Origin of the sequence: Variovorax sp. RO1, from assembly GCF_002849325.1 — a bacterium.
In the GTDB taxonomy this organism is placed as follows: Bacteria; Pseudomonadota; Gammaproteobacteria; order Burkholderiales; family Burkholderiaceae_C; genus Variovorax.
Window position 1 is genome coordinate 46,046 of record NZ_PKMT01000001.1, and the last position, 21,523, is coordinate 67,568.

At 69.4% G+C, this 21,523-nt stretch carries 22 protein-coding genes; 12 read left to right on the top strand and 10 right to left on the bottom strand.

All coding sequences use genetic code 11. From position 1 onward, the window contains the following. Positions 1 to 35 precede the first annotated feature (35 nt). Positions 36 to 962 carry a LysR family transcriptional regulator gene (locus CY658_RS00200; protein WP_101488352.1) on the top strand — a complete coding sequence of 309 codons (927 nt, stop codon included), beginning with the start codon at positions 36 to 38 and terminating at the stop codon, positions 960 to 962. A gap of 64 nt (positions 963 to 1,026) precedes the next feature. Continuing rightward, a complete protein-coding gene (locus tag CY658_RS00205; RefSeq protein ID WP_101488353.1) occupies positions 1,027 to 1,479 on the top strand; it encodes a DUF2214 family protein in 453 nt (150 codons plus the stop codon). An 87-nt stretch (positions 1,480 to 1,566) separates the two neighbouring features. Here CY658_RS00205 and CY658_RS00210 read toward each other — a convergent pair whose 3' ends face one another. Continuing rightward, complete coding sequence (locus CY658_RS00210) at positions 1,567 to 1,932, bottom strand: hypothetical protein (RefSeq protein WP_101488354.1); 366 nt, start codon at positions 1,930 to 1,932, stop codon at positions 1,567 to 1,569. 132 nt (positions 1,933 to 2,064) lie between these two features. On the opposite strand from CY658_RS00210, the gene argS reads away from it, so the two are divergent. The 7 genes from argS to CY658_RS00245 all read left to right on the top strand — a co-directional run bounded on the left by argS (position 2,065) and on the right by CY658_RS00245 (position 10,360). Beyond that, entirely contained in the window at positions 2,065 to 3,750 is a 1,686-nt protein-coding gene (gene argS, locus CY658_RS00215) for an arginine--tRNA ligase (protein ID WP_101488355.1), read from the top strand. A gap of 14 nt (positions 3,751 to 3,764) precedes the next feature. Then, the gene (locus CY658_RS00220; protein ID WP_101488356.1) at positions 3,765 to 4,532 is read left to right on the top strand and encodes an SPOR domain-containing protein; all 768 of its coding nucleotides are present in this window, start codon (positions 3,765 to 3,767) and stop codon (positions 4,530 to 4,532) included. Between the two features lie 163 nt (positions 4,533 to 4,695). Then, positions 4,696 to 5,340 carry a thiol:disulfide interchange protein DsbA/DsbL gene (locus CY658_RS00225; RefSeq protein WP_101488357.1) on the top strand — a complete coding sequence of 215 codons (645 nt, stop codon included), beginning with the start codon at positions 4,696 to 4,698 and terminating at the stop codon, positions 5,338 to 5,340. A gap of 129 nt (positions 5,341 to 5,469) precedes the next feature. Then, positions 5,470 to 6,192, top strand: coding sequence for a lipopolysaccharide transport periplasmic protein LptA (gene lptA / locus CY658_RS00230; protein ID WP_101490141.1), 723 nt, complete (start codon positions 5,470 to 5,472; stop codon positions 6,190 to 6,192). Beyond that, complete coding sequence (gene lptB, locus CY658_RS00235) at positions 6,189 to 6,986, top strand: LPS export ABC transporter ATP-binding protein (protein ID WP_101488358.1); 798 nt, start codon at positions 6,189 to 6,191, stop codon at positions 6,984 to 6,986. Before lptA ends, lptB begins: the two co-directional genes overlap by 4 nt. Positions 6,987 to 7,140: 154 nt before the next feature. Beyond that, positions 7,141 to 8,733 carry an RNA polymerase factor sigma-54 gene (gene rpoN, locus CY658_RS00240; RefSeq protein WP_101488359.1) on the top strand — a complete coding sequence of 531 codons (1,593 nt, stop codon included), beginning with the start codon at positions 7,141 to 7,143 and terminating at the stop codon, positions 8,731 to 8,733. 10 nt (positions 8,734 to 8,743) lie between these two features. Further along, entirely contained in the window at positions 8,744 to 10,360 is a 1,617-nt protein-coding gene (locus tag CY658_RS00245; protein WP_101488360.1) for a phospholipase D family protein, read from the top strand. Positions 10,361 to 10,372: 12 nt separating this feature from the next. On the opposite strand, the gene CY658_RS00250 is transcribed toward CY658_RS00245, so the two are convergent. The 5 genes from CY658_RS00250 to CY658_RS00270 all read right to left on the bottom strand — a co-directional run bounded on the left by CY658_RS00250 (position 10,373) and on the right by CY658_RS00270 (position 14,805). Beyond that, positions 10,373 to 11,017 carry a LysE family translocator gene (locus tag CY658_RS00250; RefSeq protein WP_101488361.1) on the bottom strand — a complete coding sequence of 215 codons (645 nt, stop codon included), beginning with the start codon at positions 11,015 to 11,017 and terminating at the stop codon, positions 10,373 to 10,375. Positions 11,018 to 11,039: 22 nt separating this feature from the next. Continuing rightward, a complete protein-coding gene (locus tag CY658_RS00255) occupies positions 11,040 to 11,675 on the bottom strand; it encodes a YceI family protein (protein WP_101488362.1) in 636 nt (211 codons plus the stop codon). Positions 11,676 to 11,713: 38 nt separating this feature from the next. Next, positions 11,714 to 12,292, bottom strand: a complete 579-nt coding sequence (locus CY658_RS00260) for a YceI family protein (RefSeq protein ID WP_180838807.1) — start codon at positions 12,290 to 12,292, stop codon at positions 11,714 to 11,716. Further along, a complete protein-coding gene (locus CY658_RS00265; protein ID WP_257884573.1) occupies positions 12,289 to 12,900 on the bottom strand; it encodes a cytochrome b in 612 nt (203 codons plus the stop codon). Before CY658_RS00265 ends, CY658_RS00260 begins: the two co-directional genes overlap by 4 nt. An 87-nt stretch (positions 12,901 to 12,987) precedes the next feature. Then, positions 12,988 to 14,805 (bottom strand): ATP-binding response regulator, encoded by a 1,818-nt coding sequence (locus tag CY658_RS00270; RefSeq protein WP_101488364.1) that lies wholly within the window; start codon positions 14,803 to 14,805, stop codon positions 12,988 to 12,990. A gap of 81 nt (positions 14,806 to 14,886) precedes the next feature. On the opposite strand from CY658_RS00270, the gene CY658_RS00275 reads away from it, so the two are divergent. Next, positions 14,887 to 16,140 (top strand): THUMP domain-containing class I SAM-dependent RNA methyltransferase, encoded by a 1,254-nt coding sequence (locus tag CY658_RS00275; RefSeq protein ID WP_101488365.1) that lies wholly within the window; start codon positions 14,887 to 14,889, stop codon positions 16,138 to 16,140. Between the two features lies 1 nt (position 16,141). Here the strand turns inward: CY658_RS00275 and CY658_RS00280 are convergent, their stop codons facing one another. Then, positions 16,142 to 16,456, bottom strand: coding sequence for a DMT family transporter (locus CY658_RS00280; protein WP_101488366.1), 315 nt, complete (start codon positions 16,454 to 16,456; stop codon positions 16,142 to 16,144). 14 nt (positions 16,457 to 16,470) lie between these two features. Then, a complete protein-coding gene (locus CY658_RS00285) occupies positions 16,471 to 17,403 on the bottom strand; it encodes a DMT family transporter (protein ID WP_101488367.1) in 933 nt (310 codons plus the stop codon). Positions 17,404 to 17,515: 112 nt separating this feature from the next. Here CY658_RS00285 and CY658_RS00290 point away from each other — a divergent pair, with 112 nt between their 5' ends. Together CY658_RS00290 and CY658_RS00295 are read left to right on the top strand one after the other, a co-directional pair. Further along, positions 17,516 to 18,415 carry a LysR family transcriptional regulator gene (locus CY658_RS00290; RefSeq protein WP_101488368.1) on the top strand — a complete coding sequence of 300 codons (900 nt, stop codon included), beginning with the start codon at positions 17,516 to 17,518 and terminating at the stop codon, positions 18,413 to 18,415. A gap of 54 nt (positions 18,416 to 18,469) precedes the next feature. After that, positions 18,470 to 18,895, top strand: coding sequence for a PIN domain-containing protein (locus CY658_RS00295; RefSeq protein ID WP_101488369.1), 426 nt, complete (start codon positions 18,470 to 18,472; stop codon positions 18,893 to 18,895). A gap of 16 nt (positions 18,896 to 18,911) precedes the next feature. On the opposite strand, the gene CY658_RS00300 is transcribed toward CY658_RS00295, so the two are convergent. Together CY658_RS00300 and CY658_RS00305 are read right to left on the bottom strand one after the other, a co-directional pair. Continuing rightward, complete coding sequence (locus CY658_RS00300; RefSeq protein ID WP_101488370.1) at positions 18,912 to 19,826, bottom strand: hypothetical protein; 915 nt, start codon at positions 19,824 to 19,826, stop codon at positions 18,912 to 18,914. Then, positions 19,823 to 21,523, bottom strand: coding sequence for an FMN-binding glutamate synthase family protein (locus CY658_RS00305; RefSeq protein ID WP_101488371.1), 1,701 nt, complete (start codon positions 21,521 to 21,523; stop codon positions 19,823 to 19,825). The genes CY658_RS00300 and CY658_RS00305 overlap by 4 nt, the downstream gene beginning before the upstream one ends.

Genomic DNA, 21,523 nt, shown 5'->3' on the forward strand with positions numbered 1-21,523 from the left:
GAGAACGCGGTGGCGGGCGATATAGTTCCCGCGCCATGGACCGCCTCAAGCAGCTCGAATCCTTTGTCTCGGTCGCGACCCGCGGCAGCCTCACCGCGGCGGCCAAGGCGGAAGGCGTGGCGCCCGCGATCATGGGCCGGCGCATCGACGCGCTCGAGGAGCGCCTGGGCGTCAAGCTGCTGGTGCGCACCACGCGCCGCATCACGCTCACGCACGAAGGCAGCGCCTTTCTCGAAGACTGCCAGCGCCTGCTGACCGAGTTCGCGAACGCCGAGGCCAGCGTGAGCGCCGGCGGCGTGAAGGCCAGCGGCCACCTGCGCGTGACGGCGCCGGCCGGCTTCGGCCGCCGCCACGTCGCGCCGCTGGTGCCGCGCTTTCATGCGCTGCACCCCGAGGTGACGATCTCGCTGAACCTCAGCGACCGCGTGGTCGACGTCACGGGCGAGAGCTTCGACTGCGCCGTGCGCGTGGGCGACCTGCCCGACTCGTCGCTGGTGAGCGTGCGCCTGGCCGACAACCGCCGCCGCTGCGTCGCCACGCCGGAGTTCCTGCGCCGACACGGCACGCCGAAGCACCCGGGCGAGCTGTCGCGCTTTGCCTGCCTCACGCTGTCGAGCGACGCCTCGCAGACGCGCGGCTGGGCCTTTCGCATTACCAACGAAGAGGGCGCGCAGGAGCTGATTCACCTGCGTCCCAGCGGTCCGCTCGATTGTTCCGACGGCCAGGTGCTGCACGACTGGTGCCTCGCGGGCCACGGCATCGCCTGGCGCAGCACCTGGGAGGTCGAGGCGGAGATCGACGCCGGCCTGCTCGTGCCGTTGCTCGACGACTTCGCCGCGCCGCCCAATGGCATCTACGCGGTGTTCGCGGGCACCAAGCACCTGCCGCTGCGCGTGCGACTGTGGCTTGATTTCCTCAAAGCGCAGTACGGGCAGCCGGAATTCTGGGGCGGGCGGTCCTGAAATCGTGACCGGGCGGCACAATGCTTTTTGCATTTGCTTGCAACCCCGATGAAGAAAGTTTCCGATGACCCTCGAAGCCATCCTCGCCTACCTGCATCTGTTGGCCATCCTCACGATGGTCGTGTTCATTTCCAGTGAAGCCGCGCTGTGCCGCGTGCAATGGCTCAATGCCGCCGTGGTCGAGCGGCTGGCCAAGGTCGACATGGTCTACGGCATCGCCGCCATCGCGGTGCTGGCCACCGGCATTGCGCGCACCTGGTGGGGCGTGAAGGGCACGGCCTGGTACTGGACCAACCCGCTGCTGCACGTGAAGCTCACGCTGTTCATCATCGTGGGCGTGCTGTCGATCTTTCCGACGCTGACCTACTTCCGCTGGCGCAAGACGCTGCGGTCCACGGGCAAGCTGCCCGCGGAGGCCGACATCCTGAAGACGCGCAAGCTGGTGATGGTCCAGGCGCACCTGATCGCGCTGATCCCGCTGGTCGCGGTGTTCCTGGCGCGCGGCTTCGGCAAGTAACCGATCCCTCAAAGACAAAAGAAAAGGCCCGCATGAGCGGGCCCTTCGGGAGTAACAAATGTCAGCGCCGTGCGGCGCTGCGCCGGATCAGGCCTTGGCGGCGCCGGCTTCGCACTTCTTCATGAAGCTGTTCTTGGCGGCACCGGCCAGGGCCTTGCCGTTCTTGTCGATGGCCTTGGCGGCGCAGGCGGGCGCGGCGGCTTCCTTGGTGCACTTCTTCATGAAGCTGTTCTTCGCGGCGCCGGCCAGGGGCTTGCCGTTCTTGTCGATCGCCTTGGCGTCGCAGCTGGCGCCACCGGCGGGCGCGGCCGCGGCGGCAGGGGCTGCCGCAGGTGCGGCGGCGGCTGCGGGGGCCACGACCGGTGCGGGTGCCTTGTCCTGCGCGTAGGCGCTGAACGACAGGCAGGCGCCGAGTGCGACGGTGGAGACGACCAGGGAAAGGAGCTTCTTCATGATGGATATGTCCTTGCAAGGTTGGGTTGTGACAGACGCCCCGCCTTGGGGCCGACCATCCTAACGGGCGACATCGCCCATCGGATGACGATCGTTAACTGGGTCCGGGTTTGCCCCCGGTAAAATTCACAGATGCTATTGGTCAAACAGGAGCTGCTCGCGGCGCTCGCGAACACGCTCGAAACCCTCTCTCCCGGCGCTGGCGCCAAAGCCGCGTTCGAGTCGCCCAAGGTGGCGGCGCACGGCGATTTCGCCAGCACCGCCGCCATGCAACTCGCCAAACCGCTGGGGCGCAAGCCCCGCGAACTGGCCGACGAACTGAGCGCTGCGCTGCTCGCTACCCCCGCTTTCGGCCAATGGGTCGAGGCGATCGAGATCGCCGGCCCCGGCTTCCTCAACATCCGCCTCAAGGCCGCTGCCAAGCAGCAGATCGTGCGCGAAGTGCTGGACGCGGGCGAAGCCTTCGGCCGCCAGCCGGCCACGGGCCAGAAGGTGCTGGTCGAGTTCGTGTCGGCCAACCCGACCGGCCCGCTGCACGTCGGCCACGGCCGCCAGGCGGCGCTGGGCGACGCCATCTGCAACCTGCAGGCCTCGCAGGGCGAGAGCGTGTGGCGCGAGTTCTATTACAACGACGCCGGCGTGCAGATCCAGACGCTGGCCAACAGCACGCAGCTGCGCGCCAAGGGCTTCAAGCCCGGCGACCCCGAGTGGCCCAGCGGTGAAAAAGCTCCGGCCTACAACGGCGACTACATCGCCGACATCGCCGAAGACTTCAAGGCCAGGAAGACCGTCAAGTCTCATGAGCGCGAGTACACCGCCAGCGGCGACATCGACGACCTGGACAGCATCCGCGAATTCGCCGTGGCCTACCTGCGCCGCGAGCAGGACCTCGATTTGCAGGCCTTCCGCGTGCGTTTCGACAACTACTACCTTGAGTCCAGCCTCTACACCAGCGGCCGCGTCGAGGCGGCCGTGGCCAAGCTCGTGGCCGCCGGAAAGACCTACGAACAAGACGGCGCGCTGTGGCTGAAGTCGACCGACTACGGCGACGACAAAGACCGCGTGATGAAGAAGCAGGACGGCACGTACACGTACTTCGTGCCCGACGTGGCGTACCACATCGCCAAGTGGGAGCGCGGTTTCCACAAGGTCGTGAACATCCAGGGCACCGACCACCACGGCACCATTGCGCGCGTGCGCGCCGGCCTGCAGGCCGCGGGCGAAGGCATTCCCGAGGGCTACCCCGACTACGTGCTGCACACCATGGTGCGCGTGATGAAGGGCGGCGAAGAGGTCAAGATCAGCAAGCGCGCCGGCAGCTACGTCACGCTGCGCGACCTGATCGAGTGGACCAGCACCGATGCCGTGCGCTTCTTCCTGCTCAGCCGCAAGCCCGATACCGAATACACCTTCGACGTCGACCTCGCGGTCACGAAGAACAACGACAACCCCGTGTACTACGTGCAGTACGCCCACGCGCGCATCTGCTCGGTGCTCGCGGCCTGGGGCGGCGACGTGGCCACGCTCAAGGCGGTCGACCTGTCGCCGCTGGACAGCCCGGCGGCCCAGGCGCTGATGCTGCTGCTGGCCAAGTACCCGGCCATGCTGACGGCCGCGGCGAAGGATTTCGCCCCGCACGACGTGACTTTCTACCTGCGCGAACTCGCGGCCAGCTACCACAGCTACTACGATGCCGAGCGCATCCTGGTGGACGACGAGCCGGTCAAGTTGGCGCGTCTTGCACTCGTCGCAGCGGCTGCGCAGGTGCTGCACAATGGCCTCGCGATCCTCGGCGTCAGTGCGCCGAGCAAGATGTGAATCACCCTCTGAACATGAAGAAGACAAGCAGACAACGCGGCAACATCGTCATCGGGCTCATCATCGGCCTGGTGCTCGGTCTGGGCGTCGCCCTGGGCATCGCGGTCTACGTCACCAAGGTGCCGATCCCGTTCGTCAACAAGACGCAACGCGGCGGTGCCGAGCAGGACGAAGCCGAAGCCCGCAAGAACCGCGACTGGGACCCGAACGCACCGCTGGCCGGCAAGGCCGGCGCGGCCAAGCCCGCCGCCACGCCGCCGGCCGCCACGGCCACCGGCCCGGTGAACCCGATCACCGGCGCCCCCGTCGCCGTGGCGCCGGGCACGCCGCCCACCGCGACCGCGCCGGTCACTGCCCCCGCCCCCGTGGTGGTGGCGCCCAAGCCGGCGCGCCCCGCGCCGGTGCCGGCCGAAGCCAACGCCCTGCCGTCGTCGAACGATCCGCTGGGCGACCTCGCCCGGGCCCGTTCAGGTGGCGGCAGCACGACCACCGCGTCCGCCGCGCCAAGCCACACGGCCGCCGCGCCGTCGCCGTCGGGTGCCGACCCCTTCATGTACTTCGTGCAGGCCGGCGCCTTCCGCACCACCGACGACGCCGAGGCGCAGCGCGCCAAGCTGTCGCTCATGGGCGTCGAGGCCAAAGTCACCGAGCGCGAGCAGGCCGGTCGCACGGTCTACCGTGTGCGCGCCGGCCCGTTCAACAAGAAGGACGACGCCGACCGGCTCAAGGAACGGCTCGACGGCGGCGGTCTCGAATCGGCGCTGGTGCGCGTGCAGCGCTGACCCTGGTCGGCGGTCTCTTTCTTGAACAGCCTTTAAGCTCTCGCCCGCGCGGCATCTGCCGCACGCTGTTTTTGTCAATTCCAGCGCCTCGGGCGCGCCGCCGACGGGGAACTCCCTGCGGCGCGCCGGCTCTGTCTGCGGTACCCACAGGAGAACCTTTTCCATGAAACGTCGTGACTTTTCGCTGGCCGCCACTTCGATCGGGCTGCTTTCGCTGGCTGCCGTTCCGGCACACGCCCAGCGCGCCCCCAAGGCCGGCACCGATTTCCTCGTGCTCGACAAGCGCGTGCCGGTCGATGCACCGGCCGGCAAGATCGAGGTGGTCGAGTTCTTCTCGTACAACTGCCCGCATTGCAACGACTTCGAGCCCTCGCTCGAAGCCTGGGTCAAGGCAGCTCCGAAAGAAGTGGCGTTCCGCCGCATCCCGGTGCCCTTCGTGGGCAACGACGTCGAAGCCAAGCAGCGCCTGTACTTCACGCTCGAAGCCATGGGCAAGCTGGAGGAATACCACTCGAAGGTGTTCGCCGCGATCCACGCGCAGCGCCAGAACCTGAACGGCGAAGCCAACATCCAGGCTTGGGCCGAACGTGCCGGCCTCGACGGCGCCAAGTTCAAGGAAACCTTTGCGTCCTTCGGCGTGGCCAGCAAGGCCCGCCGCGCCGCGCAGCAAACCGAGGCCTACAAGGTCGCCGGCGTGCCGGCCCTGGCCGTGGCGGGCCGTTGGTATGTCGACGGCGAAACCGCCGGCAGCATGTCCAAGGTGCTGCAAGTGGCGACCTTCCTGACCGGCGAAGCCAAGAAGGGCTGACCGATCCCGCGACCTGACGACCTGGTTTTGGGTCGAATGCAAGGCCCGCTCCGGCGGGCTTTTTCATTGGCGGCGGTGGGCAATCACCGTCCCACGCATACAATGTTTCAGAGCAAGTTTCGTGCCTTTATGACATTGCCCTCCATCCCCACATTCCCCACCCTTCGTCGCCTCGGCCGCCTGGCTTTCGGCGCGCTGTTGCTGGCCGGAGCCGCCTCCGGCGCCCTGGCTGAAACCGCCGACCGCACCAAGCCGATGAACATCGAGTCCGACTCGATGCGCTACGACGACCTGAAACAGACCAGCGTGTTCACCGGCAATGTGCTGGTCACGAAGGGCACGATCATCATCCGCGGTGCGCGGCTGGACGTGCGCCAGGACGCCGAGGGCTACCAGTACGGCGTGGTCACGGCGGCGCCCGGCAAGCTGGCCTATTACAAGCAGAAGCGCAACGCCGGCGACGAGTGGATCGAGGGCGAGTCGGAAGTCATCGAGTACGACAGCCGCGCCGACAACGTCAAGTTCATCCGCCGCGCCGTCATGCGCCGGCTGGTGGGCGCCACGGCCAACGACGAGAGCAGCGGCGCGCTGATCGTCTACGACCAGAGCAACGACACCTACACCGTCAACGGCTCCCTCGTGCCGCCGAACGCCGGCGTCTCGGGGGGCAGCGGTGGCCGCGTGAAGGCCATTCTCACGCCGAAGGCCGCCGCGGCCCCGGCGGCGGGCGGCTCCGCACCGGCAGCCGGCGGCAAGAAGCCCGCCGCTCCGGCACCCACCCCCGCGCCCGGCGCCGGGCTGCGCCCGAGCACCACGCTGGGCGGCAGCACCGAAGGGGAAGGGCGCAAGTGATCGAAACCGCAGGAACCCAGACGACCGCCGACGGCGTCCCCGGCAGCCGCCTCGTGGCGCGCGGCCTCAAGAAGAGCTACGGCAGCCGCACGGTCGTCAAAGACGTCTCGCTCGATGTGCAGAAGGGCGAAGTCGTCGGACTGCTCGGCCCCAACGGCGCGGGCAAGACCACCTCGTTCTACATGATCGTGGGGCTGGTGCGTGCCGATGCCGGCGAGATCACCATCGACGGCGAGCCCATCGCCCACATGCCCATTCACCGCCGCGCGCGCATGGGCCTGAGCTACCTGCCGCAGGAAGCGTCGATCTTCCGCAAGCTCACGGTCGAGGAAAACGTGCGTGCCGTGCTCGAGCTGCAGCGCGAGCCCGACGCCAACGGCCGCATGGTGCCGTTGTCGAAGCAGGCCACCGAAGAGCGACTGGCCGACCTGCTGTCCGACCTGCGCGTCGACCACCTGCGCGATTCGCCCGCGCTCGCACTGTCGGGCGGCGAGCGCCGCCGCGTCGAAATCGCGCGTGCGCTGGCCACGCAGCCGCGCTTCATCCTGCTGGACGAGCCCTTTGCCGGCATCGACCCGATCGCGGTGATCGAGATCCAGCGGATCATCAGTTTCCTGAAAGAGCGCGGCATCGGCGTGCTCATCACCGACCACAACGTGCGTGAAACGCTGGGCATCTGCGATCACGCGTTCATCATCAGCGACGGGCACGTGCTGGCACAAGGCACACCCTCGGAGATCGTCGACAACGCCGAGGTACGCAGGGTGTACCTGGGCGAGCACTTCCGGATGTGACCGTGCGGCGAGGGTCAAGGATCAACGTGGCCACCGTCCGCGCGGAACTTCCTCGCGGGGGGCGCCGCGCACGGCCGCCCGAAGCGGTCGGCCCGCCCCCGGTAGGGGGTTGGCGTAGCGCGAAGCGCGCAGCCTGGGGGGGAGCCATCTTTTCATGAAGCAAGGGCTGTCCCTTCGCGTCTCGCAGCATCTGGCGCTCACGCCGCAGCTGCAGCAGTCCATTCGCCTGCTCCAACTCTCCACGCTCGAACTGAGCCAGGAGGTGGAGCAGATGCTGGACGAGAACCCGTTCCTCGAACGCACCGCGGAAGAAGCGGCGCGCGAAGAGTTCGGGCTCGATGCTGTCGACACGCCCGTGCCACGCGACGATGGCGGTGACACCGGCGAGGGCGATTTCGCGCCGTCCGCCCCCAGTGCCTCCACCGCTTCCAGCGAAGCGACCACGTCCACACCGGAATCCGACGGCCCTGCCGCCGAGATCACCGAGCGCGAGCCCGACTGGGAAGGCGACGGTACCGTCGAGATGGCGCCCGACGACAGCGAGTGGGGCAGCGATGCGCCCGCGCGCCAGAACAACCTCGGCGACGACGAGCGTGCCGACGCCACCGAACTCGCGCGCAGCCAGGAGTCGCTGCAATCGTTCCTGCACCGCCAGGCGCTGACCCTGCGGCTCAACGAAAACGACTGCGCCGCGCTGCGCTTTCTGATCGAATCGCTCAACGACGACGGCTACCTCGAAGACTCGCTGCCCGCGCTGGCCTCGGGCCTGGCAGGCGACGACAACGACCAGTTCGACGACCTCGTGCACCACTTCCAGGTGGCGCTCGGCCTGCTGCAGAGCCTGGAGCCCGTCGGTGTCGGCGCGCGCGACCTCGGCGAATGCCTGAGCATCCAGCTGAAGGCGCTCGCGAACGAAGACGAGACCGAGGCCGAAGCGCTCGTGCGCAAGACCGCCATCGCGATCTGCAAGCAGCCGATGGAGCTGCTCGCGCGGCGCGACTTCAAGCGCCTGGCCACGCTCACGCGCACGAACGAAGAGCTGGTGCGCTCGGCGCTGCAGATCATTGCGCGCCTGGAGCCCAAGCCGGGCCGCCGTTTTGTCGACGTCGAACGCAACATCGTCGTGCCCGACGTGATCGTCACCAAGACGGGCCGCGGCACCAACATCAAGTTCCGCGTCATGCTGAACCCCGAGGTCATGCCGCGCCTGCGCGTGCACGACATCTACGCCGGCGCGCTCAAGGCGCACAAGGGCGAGGGCAGCCAGGCGCTGTCGCAGCGGCTGCAGGAGGCGCGCTGGTTCATCAAGAACATCCAGCAGCGCTTCGACACCATCCTGCGCGTGAGCAACGCCATCGTCGAACGGCAGAAGAGCTACTTCGTGCACGGCGAACTCGCGATGCGCCCGCTGGTGCTGCGCGAGATTGCAGACGAGCTGGGCCTGCACGAATCGACCATCTCGCGCGTGACCACCGCCAAGTACATGTCGACGCCCTTCGGCACCGTCGAGCTCAAGTACTTCTTCGGTTCGGCGCTAGGCACCGAGACCGGCGGCAACGCGTCGAGCACTGCGGTGCGCGCGCTCATCAAGCAGTTCGTGAGTTCCGAGAGCATCAAGAAGCCGCTGTCCGACAGCCAGATTTCCGAGATGCTGAAGGAGCAGGGCATCGAGTGCGCGCGCCGCACCGTGGCCAAGTACCGCGAAGCCCTGCGCATCGCGCCGGCCAACCTGCGCAAGGCCCTGTAGAAAGCTCACGATGACCCATCGCCTGCTGTCGCGCTGTGGGCATTGGGTTGTCGTCATCGCAACTGCGTTGCTGTTCACCGGCTGCGCCACGCTGCCCGACGAAGCACCGCGCGCACCCACCAAGGCCATCGCCGTCTCGGCCGACACTGCGCTCGGCAAGATCGCGCTGGCCTCGCAGCCCGACCCCGACCTCAGCGGCTTTCGCCTGATGCCCGGCGGCGACTTCGCCTTCGACACGCGCCTGCAGCTCGCGCGCCGCGCGCAGCGCACGCTCGACGTGCAGTACTACCAGATCGAGAACGACGAGACCGGCCGCTACCTGCTGCGCACCCTGCGGGATGCGGCCCAGCGCGGCGTGCGCGTGCGCCTGTTGATGGACGACCTGTACACGTCCGGCGAAGACGAACTCCTGCTGGGGCTGGCCGCCACGCCGAACGTGGAGCTGCGCCTGTTCAATCCGTTTCCGGCCGGGCGCGGCAGCCTGCTCAGGCGCTTCACCGCGTCGCTGTTCGACTTCAGCCGCGTCAACCGCCGCATGCACAACAAGCTCTTCATCGCCGACGGCGCGATGGCGGTGGCGGGCGGGCGCAACATCGGCAACCAGTACTTCCGGCGCACCTCGGGCCAGAACTTCATCGATCTCGACACCTTCGTCACGGGTGCATTGATCCCGCGCCTGGGCGTGCTGTTCGACCAGTACTGGAACAGCCCGCACGTGCGCCCGATCGGCTCGGTCGTGCGCACCGACCTGCCGCGCGAAGAGCTGCAGCGCCGCTTCGATGCCGCCACCGGCCCCGACACCACGCCGCCGCCGCCCAAGCCCGCGCCCAACGACCTGCTGGGCTACAGCCCCGTGGCCGACGACCTCGACGCCGGCAAGCTCGGCCTGATCTGGACCACCGCCGAGGCGTACGCCGATTCGCCCGACCGCGTGATCGGCAAGACCGCGTCGTACGGCGGCGTGCCGCTGCTCGACGTCGACAGCGTGCGCTACAACGTGGTCGAGCAGATGCGCCGCGCGCGCAGCGAGGTGACGCTGGTCTCGCCCTACCTGATCCCGGGCGTGTCGGGGCTGGAGGTGATGCGCGAGATCCGCGGGCGCAATGTGAAGATCAGCGTGGTCACCAACTCGCTCGCCGCCACCGACGAGCCGCTGGTCCACACGGCCTACCGCCGCTACCGCGCCGACATGCTCGCGCTGGGCGCCGAGCTGCACGAGCTGAGTTCCGCGCGCACGCGGCGCAGCGTGCGGCTGGGTCTGTTCGGTACGTCGGTGGGCCGGCTGCACGCCAAGTCGGCGGTGATCGACCAGCGCATCCTGTTCGTCGGCTCGATGAATTTCGATCCGCGCTCCGAGGTCCACAACACCGAGATCGGCCTGTTCATCCGCAGCCCCGAGATGGCGCAGCAGACCCTGAAGCTGCTCGACGTGCTCAAGCAGCAGGGCGCCTACCGGCTGCGTTTTGCCGAGGGCGGCGATGCAGCGGCAGGGGGCTCGCGGCGCATCGAGTGGGTCAGCGAGGAAGGCGGCAAGACCACCGTGCTGCACGAAGAACCCGACTCGGGTTTCTGGGACCGCACCATGCTCGAGCTGCTGGCGCCGCTCACGCCGGAGAGCCTGCTGTAGCGGTCGGGTGGCCTAGGTGCCGCGCACCGCGGACCACACGAGTCGCAGGCCCAGCAGCCCCATCACGCCGCCGGCCGCGCGGTCGATCCAGGTCTTGTAGCGCAGGTAGGCCGCGCGCGGTGCGGCCGAGGACAGCGCCAGCGCGACGATCGCGTACCAGCCCGTCTCGATGCAGAAGATCACCGCCGGCACCGCGAGCGCCAGCACCAGCGGCACCTCGCGTGGCAGGAAGGCCGCGAAGATGCTCGCGTACACGACCGCCGTCTTCGGGTTGCTGACCTGCGTGGCCAGGCCGAGCAGGAAGGTGCGTCCGCCGCGGCCCTGGCCCCGGGGCGAGGCGTCCGTGTCGGGCGTGATCGCGAGCGGCTGACGCGCGCCACGCCAGATGCGAAAGCCCAGGTAGATCAGGTAGGCGCCGCCGAAGGCCTTGATCGCGAGGTACAGCCCCGGCACCGCGAGGAACGCCGCCTGCAGCCCGGCCAGCGCCGCGATCGAGAACACCAGCCCGCCGGCGCCCATGCCCAGTGCGGCAGCGAGCCCGTCGCTGCGCGACGCCACGGCGGTGCGCGCCACCATCACGAAACTCGGGCCCGGGCTCATCGCGCCGACGGCCATGGCGCCGGCGATGCCGAGCAGGGAAAGGGTGGTGTCCATCATCGAGCGGCTCCTTGCGTCGTCGTCATTGCTGCACGTTCACGGCTTCGACCTGCACCAGCAGCTTCACCTTGTTCTCGAAGCCGAAGTTCAGGCCCCAGGTGATGCCCCAGTCGCTGCGCTGCACGGTGGCTTCGAAGTCGCCGCCGCAGACCTGGCGATTGATGAGCGGGTTCAGGTAGCAGTTGAAGCGCACCGCCTTCAGCGTCACCGGCTTGGTCTGGCCCATGAGCGTGAGGGTGCCGGGCACGTCGGTCACCTTGTCGCCGCTGATGTCGATGCGCTCGGCCACGAAGCGGCCGGTGGGGAATTCGGCCACGTTGAAGAAGTCCTTGCTCTGCACGTGGCGGTTGAGCAGGTCGACGCCGGTGTTGATGGAGCTGATGTCCATCGTGATGTCGACCTTGCCGCCGGTGCCGCTGCCATCGATCTGCACCGAGCCGTCCTTGGTGCTGAAGCGCCCGCGGTTGGTGGTGGTGCCGTAGTGGCCCATCTCGTACATCACGAAGGTGTGGGTCGGGTCGATCACGTAGCTGGCGTTCTTGACCGGCCCGCCCGCGGGCTTGGCGGCCAGCGGCGGCGCGGTGTATTCCTGGGCCGTCGCGGCCAGCGGCAGGGCCGCGCTCGCGCACAGGGCCGCAGCAAAGAAAAACTTGTTCATGGCGGAAGAAGAAGGATGCATGGGAAAGAGGATCGTCATCACAGCGGCCCGAGGCCCGCGAGCGTCAGCTTGAAGCGCACCTGCACCTCGTTGCCGACCACGGAGGTGTCGGTCCATTCGCCGTCGCCCACCTTGTAGTCGAGGCGCTGGATCGTCAGCGTGCCCGTGGCGACCGAATAGGCGCCGCCCGACGACGTGATGCTCACGGGCACCGTCACGGCCTTGCTGACGCCCTTGATGGTGAGCTTGCCGGCCATCTCGAAGCGGCCCTCGCCCAGCGCCTTGATGGCGGTCGAGCGGAAGCTGGCCTGCGGGAAATGCGCGGTGTCGAACCAGGTCGGCTTGGGTAGCTCGGCATCGCTCATCGGGATGCCGAAACCGGCGCTGGCGGTGTCGATCTGCAGCACGACCGAGCCGCCCTCGGGCTTCTTCGGATCGAAGGCGACCTGCGCGTCGAAGCGCTTGAAGCTGCCTTCCACCGGCACGCCCATCTGCTTGCTGACGAAGGCGATCTGGCTCTTCTCGGGCACCAGCTTCGCGGTGGCAGGCATCGGCTCGGCCGCTGCGTGCAGCGCGAGGCTGAAGAGGGCGGCGCCCCACAAAAGACGCGTCGTCATCCGGCGGATTCCTTGCGTGGCGCGGGCCACATGCGTTGCAACAGACCGTCGCGGTCGATCCAATGGTGCTTGAGCGCCGCCGCCGCGTGCAGCAGCGTAACGCCGGCCAGCAGGTAGGCGCTGCGCTGGTGCAGCGGCTTGAGCACAGCCTCGGCGAAATCCTTGTCGACCGCCACCAGGTCGGGCAGCGGCAGCAGGCCGAACCACGCGACCGGCACGCCCATGCCCGAGCTGTAGGCCCAGCCGAACAGCGGGACCGCGAAGAACAGCAGGTACATCAGCGCATGGCTGATGCGGTGGGCGGCCCGCTGCCAGGTCGGCATGGCCGCCAGCACCCGCGCCGACAGCGGCGGCGGGCGGTGCGTGAGGCGCCACAGCAGCCGCAGCGCCGACAGCAAGAGGATGGTGATGCCGGCCCACTTGTGCCAGCTGTAGAGCTTCAGGCGCTGCGGCGAGAAGGGCAGGCCCGTCATGTAGAGCCCGACGCCGAGCGAGCCGACGATCATCGCCGCGAGCAGCCAGTGCAGCAGCATCGCGACCCGCCCGTAGCGGGGCTCGCGCAGGGCGGCGGCGCCAACGGAAGGAGCGGGAAAGGGTTCGACGGGCATCGGGGCAGGGGCGGCGGCGGCCTGTGCGCGGAGCATAGCTCGGAAGCGATGACACCGCAGCGGGGCGGGCCCCGTGCCAAGAGCCTGCTACGACGACGGGGCTTGCTGCTGCTGCGCCCGCAGCAGCACGCGCCGCAGGTCGTCCGGCTGCACCGGCTTGCGCAGCGCGTGCCAGCCGCGCGTGGCGGCCAGCTGCTGCGTGGCTTCGGTGATGTCGGCCGAGATCAGCGCGATCGTCAGCGTGGGCTTGCGCTGCGCCAGCCGCTCGGCCAGCGCGATGCCGTTGAACGCACCGGGCAGGCGGATGTCGCACAGCGCCACGTCGAGCGCGTCCAGGTCGGCCAGCGCGAGCGCTTCGGCGGCGCTGGCGTAGACGCGCGGCGCCACCTGCCAGTGCCGCAGCAGCGCCGAGAGGCTGTCGGCCACGACGATGTTGTCTTCGACCACCAGCACGGCGAGGCCGGGGCGCAGCACGGCGTTCGCGTCGAGGTCGTCCATCGCCACCGAGGGCGCAGGCGCCGGCACCGCCGCCGCACCGGGCCGGGCCGCCAGCAGCTCGAAGCTGAAGACCGAGCCCTTGCCCGGCGCCGAGCGCAGCGCGACCTCGATGCCGAGCTGCCCCGCCAGCCGCCGCACGATCGCCAGCCCCAGGCCGTGGCCGTGCTGCAGGTTGCGTTCCACGTTGCCGACCTGCTCGAAGTCGTCGAACACGCGCGCCTGCGACTCGGCCGCGATGCCGATGCCGCTGTCGCGCACCTCGACGCGCCATGCGCGGCCAGTGTCGGTGCCGGGCCGGCGGCGCGCGCGCACCGCCAGCAGCACGCGTCCGCGCGGCGTGAACTTCAGGGCGTTGTCCAGCAGGTTGGAGAGCACGCGGCGCAGCGCCACGGCGTCGGTCCAGGCGATGGCATCGGAAGGGCAGCGCACCGCAACACGGCCTGCGCCGGCCTGGCGCGCCAGCTCGTGCAGCAGCGGCGCGAGCGCCACGGCCGCCGGTCGCAGCGGATCGACCGCGGCCTCGATGCGGCCGATTTCGAGCAGCTGGTTGGTCAGGGCCTCGAGCGCCTGCTGCGCGCGCGAGAGCGAGGCCACCGTGTGCTGCACCGCCGCGCTGTCGGTGCCGTGTTGCAACTGCTGGCGCAGCACCTCGGCCTGCAGCCCGATGGCCATCACCGGCTGGCGCAGGTCGTGGTTGGCCGCCGAGAAGAAACGCAGCCGCTCGGCCTGGGCCTGCTCGGATGCGCGCAGGCCGGCCAGCGCCTGTTCGCGCAGCGTGCGCTCGTTCAGGCGCAGGCCGATGTTTTCCTCGAGCTGGCGCGAATGGTCGGCCACCAGCTTCCACATCATCGCGGTCAGGCCGATGCCGATCACCGCGACGGCCATCATCACCGGCGCCCCGAGCCACAGGCCAGTGACGATCACCGGCGCCAGCAGCAGCGTGATGGCCAGCTGCGTGGCCGGCGTGTAGAACGACACCGAGAACGCCGACGACAGCGTCATGCCCATGAGGATCAGGCCCAGCAGCAGTTGCAGCTCGGGGCGCTCGGGGTTGAACAGCAGCACGCCTGCCAGGCCGTGCGCCAGCTCCCAGATGGCCGTGCGCAGCGTGTGCTGGCGCTGCGCTTCGCGCAGGTTGGTGGGCGTGAAAGGCTCGGGCAGGCGCTGCGGAAAGAAACCGCGCATCACCGTGACGCCGGTAACAAGCGCCAGCCACACCAGCGCGCGCGCCGGCGAGAACTGCCAGGCAAAAAGCGCCGCCACGCCGCAGTTGAGCAGGTACTGCACCAGCAGCACCGGCCCGAGCGGGCGGATCGACAAGCGCAGCACTTCGCACTGGATCGCGAAGCGGTGGTCGCCGTCGCGGGCGTCTGCCGGGGGGGCCGCGGAGGCGGGGGTGGGCGTCATGGGCAAATCGACTATATAGAGAAGCCCCGCGACGCGGCGACAATGGGAGCCCTTAGCGGGCTTCCCGATGGCCGACTTTCCGTGAACGATCTCTCATTTTTCCTGCCTTGCGCCGCCGGCGTCGAGGAATACCTTGCCCAGGAGGTGCATGGCCTGACCGGCCGCAGCGGGCAAGACTTGCTCACGTTGCGTGGCGGCGTGCGCGTGCGCGCCGACTGGCGCGACGGCCTCAAGCTCAACCTGCACAGCCGGCTCGCGCAGCGCGTGCTGGTCGAGCTGGCCCACGCGCCGTACCGCAACGAGAACGACCTGTACACCATCGCCAACGCGGTGGCCTGGGAGATCTGGTTCACGCCCAAGCAGACCTTCAAGATCGAGACCACGGCCCAGCACAGCCCGCTGCAGAGCCTGAACTTCGCCACCCTGCGCATCAAGGACGCCGTGGCCGACCGCTTCCGCGCCAAGGCGAACGGTGTGCGCCCGAGCATCGAGACCCAGTGGCCCGACTGCCGCATCTTTGCGCACCTGACCACCGACAACTGCACGCTGTACATCGACACCTCGGGCGAGCCGCTGTTCAAGCGCGGCTGGCGCCAGGACAAGGGCGACGCCCCGTTGAAGGAAACCCTGGCCGCCGCCATGCTGGCCGCCAGCGGCTGGTGGAACCCCGAGACCGGCGAGGTCGCCAAGGCCCCGCTGTACGACCCCTGCTGCGGCAGCGGCACCATCGCCATCGAGGCCGCGCAGATCGCCAGCGGCATCGCGGCGGGCTCGCTGCGGCGCTTCGGCTTCGAGAAGCTGCTGCCGTTCCAGCCGCACGTCTGGGCGGCCATCCAGAAGGAAGCGGCCAACGCGCAGCATGCGAGCGACATCGCCGTCTTCGGCTCCGACGTGTCGCACCGCATGGTCGACTTTGCCGAGCGCAACGCCGAACGCGCGGGCGTGGCGGGCGCCATCGAGTTCCGCGGCGGCGATGCCTTGCAGCGCATGCCACCGGCCGAAGGCGGTGTGATCATGCTCAACCCGCCGTACGGCGAGCGCATCGAGGTCGGCGGCGTGGCCCGCTTCGGCGCGCGCGAGGCGGCCCAGACCCCGGGTGACGGTGAAGGCGGCGATGGCGGCGACTTCTTTCCGCAGCTCGCCACCCACTGGAAGAAAAACTATCCGGGCTGGACCGCCTGGGTGCTCACGCCCGACCTGAAGCTGCCCAAGCAGATGCGCCTGAAAGAGTCGCGCCGCGTGCCGATGTGGAACGGCCCCATCGAATGCCGGCTGTTCCGCTTCGACATGGTCCGGGGCTCGAACCGGGCCGCGCCGCCAGACGCCGCCACCTGAACTAGCCCTGCAGCTTCAGGCCCGCGATCCCCAGGAAGATCAGCCCGATGCACACCAGCCGCAGCGGCGCCGCGCTCTCCTGGAAAAAGAAGATGCCGATCAGCGTGACGCCGATGGCGCCGATGCCGGTCCAGATCGCGTAGGCCGTCCCGACCGGCAGTGTCTTCATCGCGGCGGTGAGCAGCACGATGCTCGCCAGCGCGGCACCCAGGCCCAGCGCGCCGGCGCCGGGGCGCTCCCAGCCCGCCGCGGCCTTCAGCGCGAGGGCCATCACGATCTCCACCAGTCCGGCGGCAAGCAGAAGAAACCAGGCCATGGCGTTCGCTCCCTTCACAGCAGCTTGATGATGGCCACGCCGAGCAGCAGCACGGCCACGCCCGCCATGCGCAGGCCCGACACCGGGCGCTGCGGCAGCCGGAGCCAGCCGTAGCGGTCGACGAACACCGACGCCACCTGCTGCCCCGCCACCGTCAGCCCGACCGCGGCCGCGGCGCCGATGGCCGGGATCGCCGTGAACACCGTCGTCACATAGGCCGCGCCCGCAAAGCCGCCGAGCCAGCCCCACCACGGCATGCCGCGCAGCGCGGTGCCTTGCGGTGCCGGGGCCGCGGGCGCACGCCGGCACAGCGTGACGAGCAGCAGCGCCAGGGCCATCGCCAGCGTCGCCACGAAGAAGCTCACCGCTCCCACCGCGAACGGCGCGCCCAGGTCCTGCCGCAGCAGCCCGTTGACCACGCCCTGCACCGGCAGCACAGCGCCGGCCAGCAGCGCCAGCACGATCCAGCCGGTCTTGCCCGCCAGCGCCTGGCGCAGGCTGCCGACCTGCCCAGCGACGATGGCCCCGGCCCCGAGCAGCACCGCCAGCGTGCCGCCGGCCATGGCCGGTGTCAGCGCCTTCGGTGCCACGCCGAGCAGGCCGAAGGTGTCGAGCGCGAACGAGGCCAGCATCTGCCCCGCGATGAACAGGCCGACCGCCACCACCGCGCCCAGGCGCGGGAACAGCGTGATGGTCGAGACCACGTAGAAGGCGCTGGCCGTGCCGCCGATCACGTGCCACCACGGCACGCCCGGCAGGCCGGCCAGCGCCGTCAGCGTGCCGGTGGCGAGCGCCACCGCCAGCAGGGCCAGTGTGCCGACCGACAGCTGCAGCGTCGTGGCCGTGAAAGGGCTGCCCGTGGCCTTGGAGAGCTGGGCATTGGCGCCGGCCTGCACCGCGAGCAGGCCACCGGCGACGAGCGAGGCGGGAATGAAAAACGCGTCCATGGGGTTCGACCTCCGTGTGGTGTGAGTGCGGGGCGGCGGCCCCCTGCGGACGACTGTAGGATCGGCACGTTTGCAAAGCCATTCGAAAAAATCGCATCCGGGGTATGCACAAATGCAGGACACAGACTGGGACGACTTTCGCGTGTTCCTGGCCGTGGGCCAGGCCGGCTCGCTCTCCGGCGCCGCGCGCCAGCTGGGCGTCAACCACTCCACCGTGCTGCGGCGCCTGGGCGCGCTCGAGGCGCGCATGGCGGTGCGCCTGTTCGACCGCCTGCCCGCCGGCTACGCGATGACGCTGGCCGGCGAGGCGCTGCGCGAGCGCCTGCGGGGCGTGGGCGAGCAGATCGACGCCGCGCAGCGCCACCTCATGGGGCTCGACCTGCGGCTGACCGGCGTCATCCGCATCACCAGCACCGACACCTTCATGGCCGGGCTGCTCGGGCCGATCCTGGCGGACTTTCGCGCGCTGCACCCGGGCATCGAGTTGCAGGTGGTGATGAACAACCTCTTCCTGAGCCTCACCAAACGCGAGGCCGACGTGGCGATCCGCCCGACCAACGCCCCGCCGGACCACCTGGTCGGGCGCCGGGCGGGGCGCCTGCAGACGGCGGTGTACGCGTCGAAGGCCTACCTCGCGAAGCACCCGGCGAAGACCCCGCTCGCTGCGTACGACTGGGTCGCGCCCGACGAAGGTTTGTCGCACCTGATGCAGGCGAAGTGGCTGGGCGAGCAGGTGCCGCCCGCCCGGATCGCGGCGCGCGTCGACAGCCTCGTCGGCATGACGCAGCTCGTGAAGCGCGGCCTGGGCCTGGGCATGCTCCTGTGCATGCTTGCCGATGCGGAAGACGAGCTGGTGCAGGTCGAGCCGCCGAGGGAGGCGCTCGACACGCAGGTCTGGGTGCTGACGCATCCCGACCTGAAGGAGGTCGCGCGGATCAAGGCCTTCACCGACTTCGCCTACGCGCGGCTCGTCGCCGACACGAAGGTGCTGGCGATGCCGTCAGGGCGCTAGAAGCCCCGGCGCCGCATGGTGCAACATCGGCGATAGACAGATTTCACGCGACCCATGACCTTGCCCGCCCCCGACCTTGTCGTCATCGACACCAACATCGCCCTCGACCTGCTGGTCTTCGAAGACCCCGCCTGGGCGCCGTTGGTCGACGACCTCGCGCGTGGCGCGCTGCGCTGGCTGGCCACGCCCGCGATGCGCAACGAACTGGAACGCGTGCTCGGCTACCCGCTGATCGCCCGGCGCATGGCGCAGCGCGAACTGACGATCCCCGTCGTGCTCGCCGATTTCGATGCGCGCGTGCAGCTGGTGACCGAGGTGCCGGCGCGTGCGCCGTGCGTGTGCAGCGATCCGGACGACCAGGTGTTCATCGATCTGTCTGTCGCGCATGGAGCCCAGCTGTACAGCAAGGACAAGGCCGTGCTGTCGATGAAGAAGCGGCTGGCGCTGCAGGGCGTGGCGGTGCGGGCGGCGCTGGCATAGGCCACGCCGATCCGTCTCAGGCCTTGTTCACCTCGTACCACTGCCCCAGCAACCGCGCGACGGCCCGCACGCGCTGCGTATCCCGCCCCCACCGCCGGCTGGCCGGCAGCTTCTGCGCCCATTTCATGCGCCGCGCCGCGTTCGCGATGCGCTCGCGCACTTCCTCGTTCACGCCGCTCAGTGCCGCATGCCAGTGCTGCCCCGCGGCCTGTGGCGCGGCGGCCTCGAGCATCATGGCCGTGGAGTGCAGGTAGCTCAGCCAGTCGCGGGCCTGGCATTCGGCCAGGGTCATGACCTCGGAGGGGTCGTCTTCGAAATCGATATACCCGATCACGCCGTCGGGGCACTGCACGAGGTTGCGGTCGAAGGCCTGGCTCAGGTGCTGGCCGCACAGGTGCACGGCGGCGATGGCGGCCAGGCCCTCGCGCCACACGGCGAGCAGGGCGGCCGGGCCGGCGGCGGCGGCCTGGTCGATGCGCTCCTGCAGCACCACGGTGGCACGGCCGCTTGCGCCGAGGTCGGAAATCAACAGGCCGTCGGCCTGCTGCGCCAGCACCACGGGCACGCGCAAACCTGCGGCGGCCAGTTGCTTCAGGCGGCGGGCCTCGGTGGCGATGGCGGCCTCGCCGCCCGGGTTGGGCACGGGCTTGATCACGTCGAGGCCGGCGAGCCGGGCGGCCAGCGCCATCACGCGGTAGCCCCATTTGCCGTGGCGTGGGCCGGCCTTCTTGAGCCAGACGCGTTCGCTGCCGAAACGGTGGCTGGCCACGTTCTTGGCCTGCCTGGGCAGCGTGACGCGCAGGAACTCGGCGTAGTCGCCGGGCGCTGAGGGCGTCGAGCCCGGGGCGTCGTCAAGCGGCGCGGGCGCCGATGCGGCGCCCCGTTGGCTGTACAGGCGCGTCGCGGCGCCTCCTCGTCTCAGTGGATTCATGCGGCCATGGCGAAGCCCGGCGCCAGCAGCCCGTGCGGGCCCTGCGTCAGGGGCTGGAAACTCTGTGCACTGGCCAGCGGCCAGTAGGTGCGGAACACGGTGTGCTGGTTGTCGAGCGGCCCGAGCAGCGCGCCGGGCTGCACCTGCATCACCAGGTTGCTCAACAGGCGCACCTCGGTGTCGGAGATGCGGCGCACGATGTGGTGCGCGGTGATCTGCTGCGGATGGTCCAGGCCGGCAGCCTGCACCAGCTCCTGCAGCGCATGCAGCGTGCTGCGGTGAAAGTTGCGCACGCGGTCGGCCTTGGTCGGCACCACCAGCGCCTGCTGGCGCACCGGGTCCTGCGTGGTCACGCCGGTGGGGCAGTGGCCGGTGTGGCAGCTCTGCGCCTGGATGCAGCCCAGCGCCATCATGAAACCGCGCGCCGCGTTGCACCAGTCGGCGCCCAGCGCCATCATGCGGGCCACGTCGAAGGCGGTGATCACCTTGGCCGCGCAGCCGATCTTGATGCGGTGGCGCAGGTTCACGCCGATGAGCGTGTTGTGCACCAGCAGCAGGCCTTCCTGCAGCGGCGCGCCCACGTGGTCGCTGAACTCGACCGGTGCCGCGCCCGTGCCGCCCTCGGCACCGTCGACCACGATGAAGTCGGGCGTGATGCCGGTGGCCTGCATCGCCTTGACGATGCCGAACCATTCCCACGGATGGCCCAGGCAGAACTTGAAACCGGTCGGCTTGCCGCCCGACAGCTCGCGCAGCTTCGCGATGAAATGCATCATCTCCGTCGGCGTGGAGAACGCGCTGTGCGACGCGGGCGAGATGCAGTCCACGCCCACCGGCACGCCGCGCGCCGCCGCGATCTCGGCCGTGACCTTGGGCGCAGGCAGCACGCCGCCGTGGCCCGGCTTGGCGCCCTGGCTCAGCTTGATCTCGATCATCTTCACCTGCGGGTCGCGTGCATTGGCGGTGAAGCGCTCGGCGTTGAAGCTGCCGTCGTCGTTGCGGCAGCCGAAGTAGCCCGAGCCGATTTCCCAGATCAGGTCACCGCCGTGCACGCGGTGGTGCTGCGAGATCGAGCCCTCGCCGGTGTCGTGCGCAAAGCCGCCCATCTTGGCGCCTTGGTTGAGCGCGAGGATGGCGTTGGCCGACAAGGCGCCGAAGCTCATCGCCGAGATATTGAACACGCTCGCGCTGTAAGGCTGGGTACAGACCTGCGCCAGGTTCGCATCGGCCGACTGTGGCGTCCCGCCGATCACGATGCGGAAATCGTGGTTCGCCAGCTTGGTGGGCTGCATCGAGTGGTTGATCCACTCGTAGCCCGCGGCCGACACGTTCAGCTGCGTGCCGAAGGGCCGGTTGTCGGGCTCGCCCTTGGCGCGCTGGTACACCAGCGAGCGCTGGGCGCGCGAGAACGGCGCGGCCTCGGCATCGCTTTCGATGAAGTACTGGCGGATCTCGGGGCGGATGAATTCGAGCAGAAAGCGCAGGTGCCCGATGACCGGGTAGTTGCGCAAAATGGCGTGGCGCGGCTGGCGCAGGTCGTGCACGCCGGTGCCCGTGAGCACCGCGAAAACGGCCACGCCGATCCAGGCAAGCCACAGGTGCGGAGAGGCCAGAACCATCGCCAGGCAGGCGACCAGACCGAGCACGCACAGGGCGAACGCGCTGTAGCGTGCGGGAAACGGAATAATCGTGGGCAT

Bases quoted from the DNA above. Each gene is read 5' to 3' on its own strand.
- CY658_RS00265 (WP_257884573.1), bottom strand. From the start codon at position 12,900: ATGCCCGTCGAACCCTTTCCCGCTCCTTCCGTTGGCGCCGCCGCCCTG.
- CY658_RS00200 (WP_101488352.1), top strand. From the start codon at position 36: ATGGACCGCCTCAAGCAGCTCGAATCCTTTGTCTCGGTCGCGACCCGC.
- argS (WP_101488355.1), top strand. From the start codon at position 2,065: ATGCTATTGGTCAAACAGGAGCTGCTCGCGGCGCTCGCGAACACGCTC.
- CY658_RS00270 (WP_101488364.1), bottom strand. From the start codon at position 14,805: ATGACGCCCACCCCCGCCTCCGCGGCCCCCCCGGCAGACGCCCGCGAC.
- CY658_RS00225 (WP_101488357.1), top strand. From the start codon at position 4,696: ATGAAACGTCGTGACTTTTCGCTGGCCGCCACTTCGATCGGGCTGCTT.
- CY658_RS00280 (WP_101488366.1), bottom strand. From the start codon at position 16,456: ATGGCCTGGTTTCTTCTGCTTGCCGCCGGACTGGTGGAGATCGTGATG.
- CY658_RS00305 (WP_101488371.1), bottom strand. From the start codon at position 21,523: ATGCCCACGATTATTCCGTTTCCCGCACGCTACAGCGCGTTCGCCCTG.
- CY658_RS00300 (WP_101488370.1), bottom strand. From the start codon at position 19,826: ATGAATCCACTGAGACGAGGAGGCGCCGCGACGCGCCTGTACAGCCAA.
- CY658_RS00210 (WP_101488354.1), bottom strand. From the start codon at position 1,932: ATGAAGAAGCTCCTTTCCCTGGTCGTCTCCACCGTCGCACTCGGCGCC.
- CY658_RS00260 (WP_180838807.1), bottom strand. From the start codon at position 12,292: ATGACGACGCGTCTTTTGTGGGGCGCCGCCCTCTTCAGCCTCGCGCTG.
- CY658_RS00245 (WP_101488360.1), top strand. From the start codon at position 8,744: ATGACCCATCGCCTGCTGTCGCGCTGTGGGCATTGGGTTGTCGTCATC.
- CY658_RS00290 (WP_101488368.1), top strand. From the start codon at position 17,516: ATGCAGGACACAGACTGGGACGACTTTCGCGTGTTCCTGGCCGTGGGC.
- CY658_RS00255 (WP_101488362.1), bottom strand. From the start codon at position 11,675: ATGAACAAGTTTTTCTTTGCTGCGGCCCTGTGCGCGAGCGCGGCCCTG.
- lptA (WP_101490141.1), top strand. From the start codon at position 5,470: ATGACATTGCCCTCCATCCCCACATTCCCCACCCTTCGTCGCCTCGGC.
- CY658_RS00220 (WP_101488356.1), top strand. From the start codon at position 3,765: ATGAAGAAGACAAGCAGACAACGCGGCAACATCGTCATCGGGCTCATC.
- CY658_RS00285 (WP_101488367.1), bottom strand. From the start codon at position 17,403: ATGGACGCGTTTTTCATTCCCGCCTCGCTCGTCGCCGGTGGCCTGCTC.
- CY658_RS00295 (WP_101488369.1), top strand. From the start codon at position 18,470: ATGACCTTGCCCGCCCCCGACCTTGTCGTCATCGACACCAACATCGCC.
- CY658_RS00250 (WP_101488361.1), bottom strand. From the start codon at position 11,017: ATGATGGACACCACCCTTTCCCTGCTCGGCATCGCCGGCGCCATGGCC.
- rpoN (WP_101488359.1), top strand. From the start codon at position 7,141: ATGAAGCAAGGGCTGTCCCTTCGCGTCTCGCAGCATCTGGCGCTCACG.
- CY658_RS00205 (WP_101488353.1), top strand. From the start codon at position 1,027: ATGACCCTCGAAGCCATCCTCGCCTACCTGCATCTGTTGGCCATCCTC.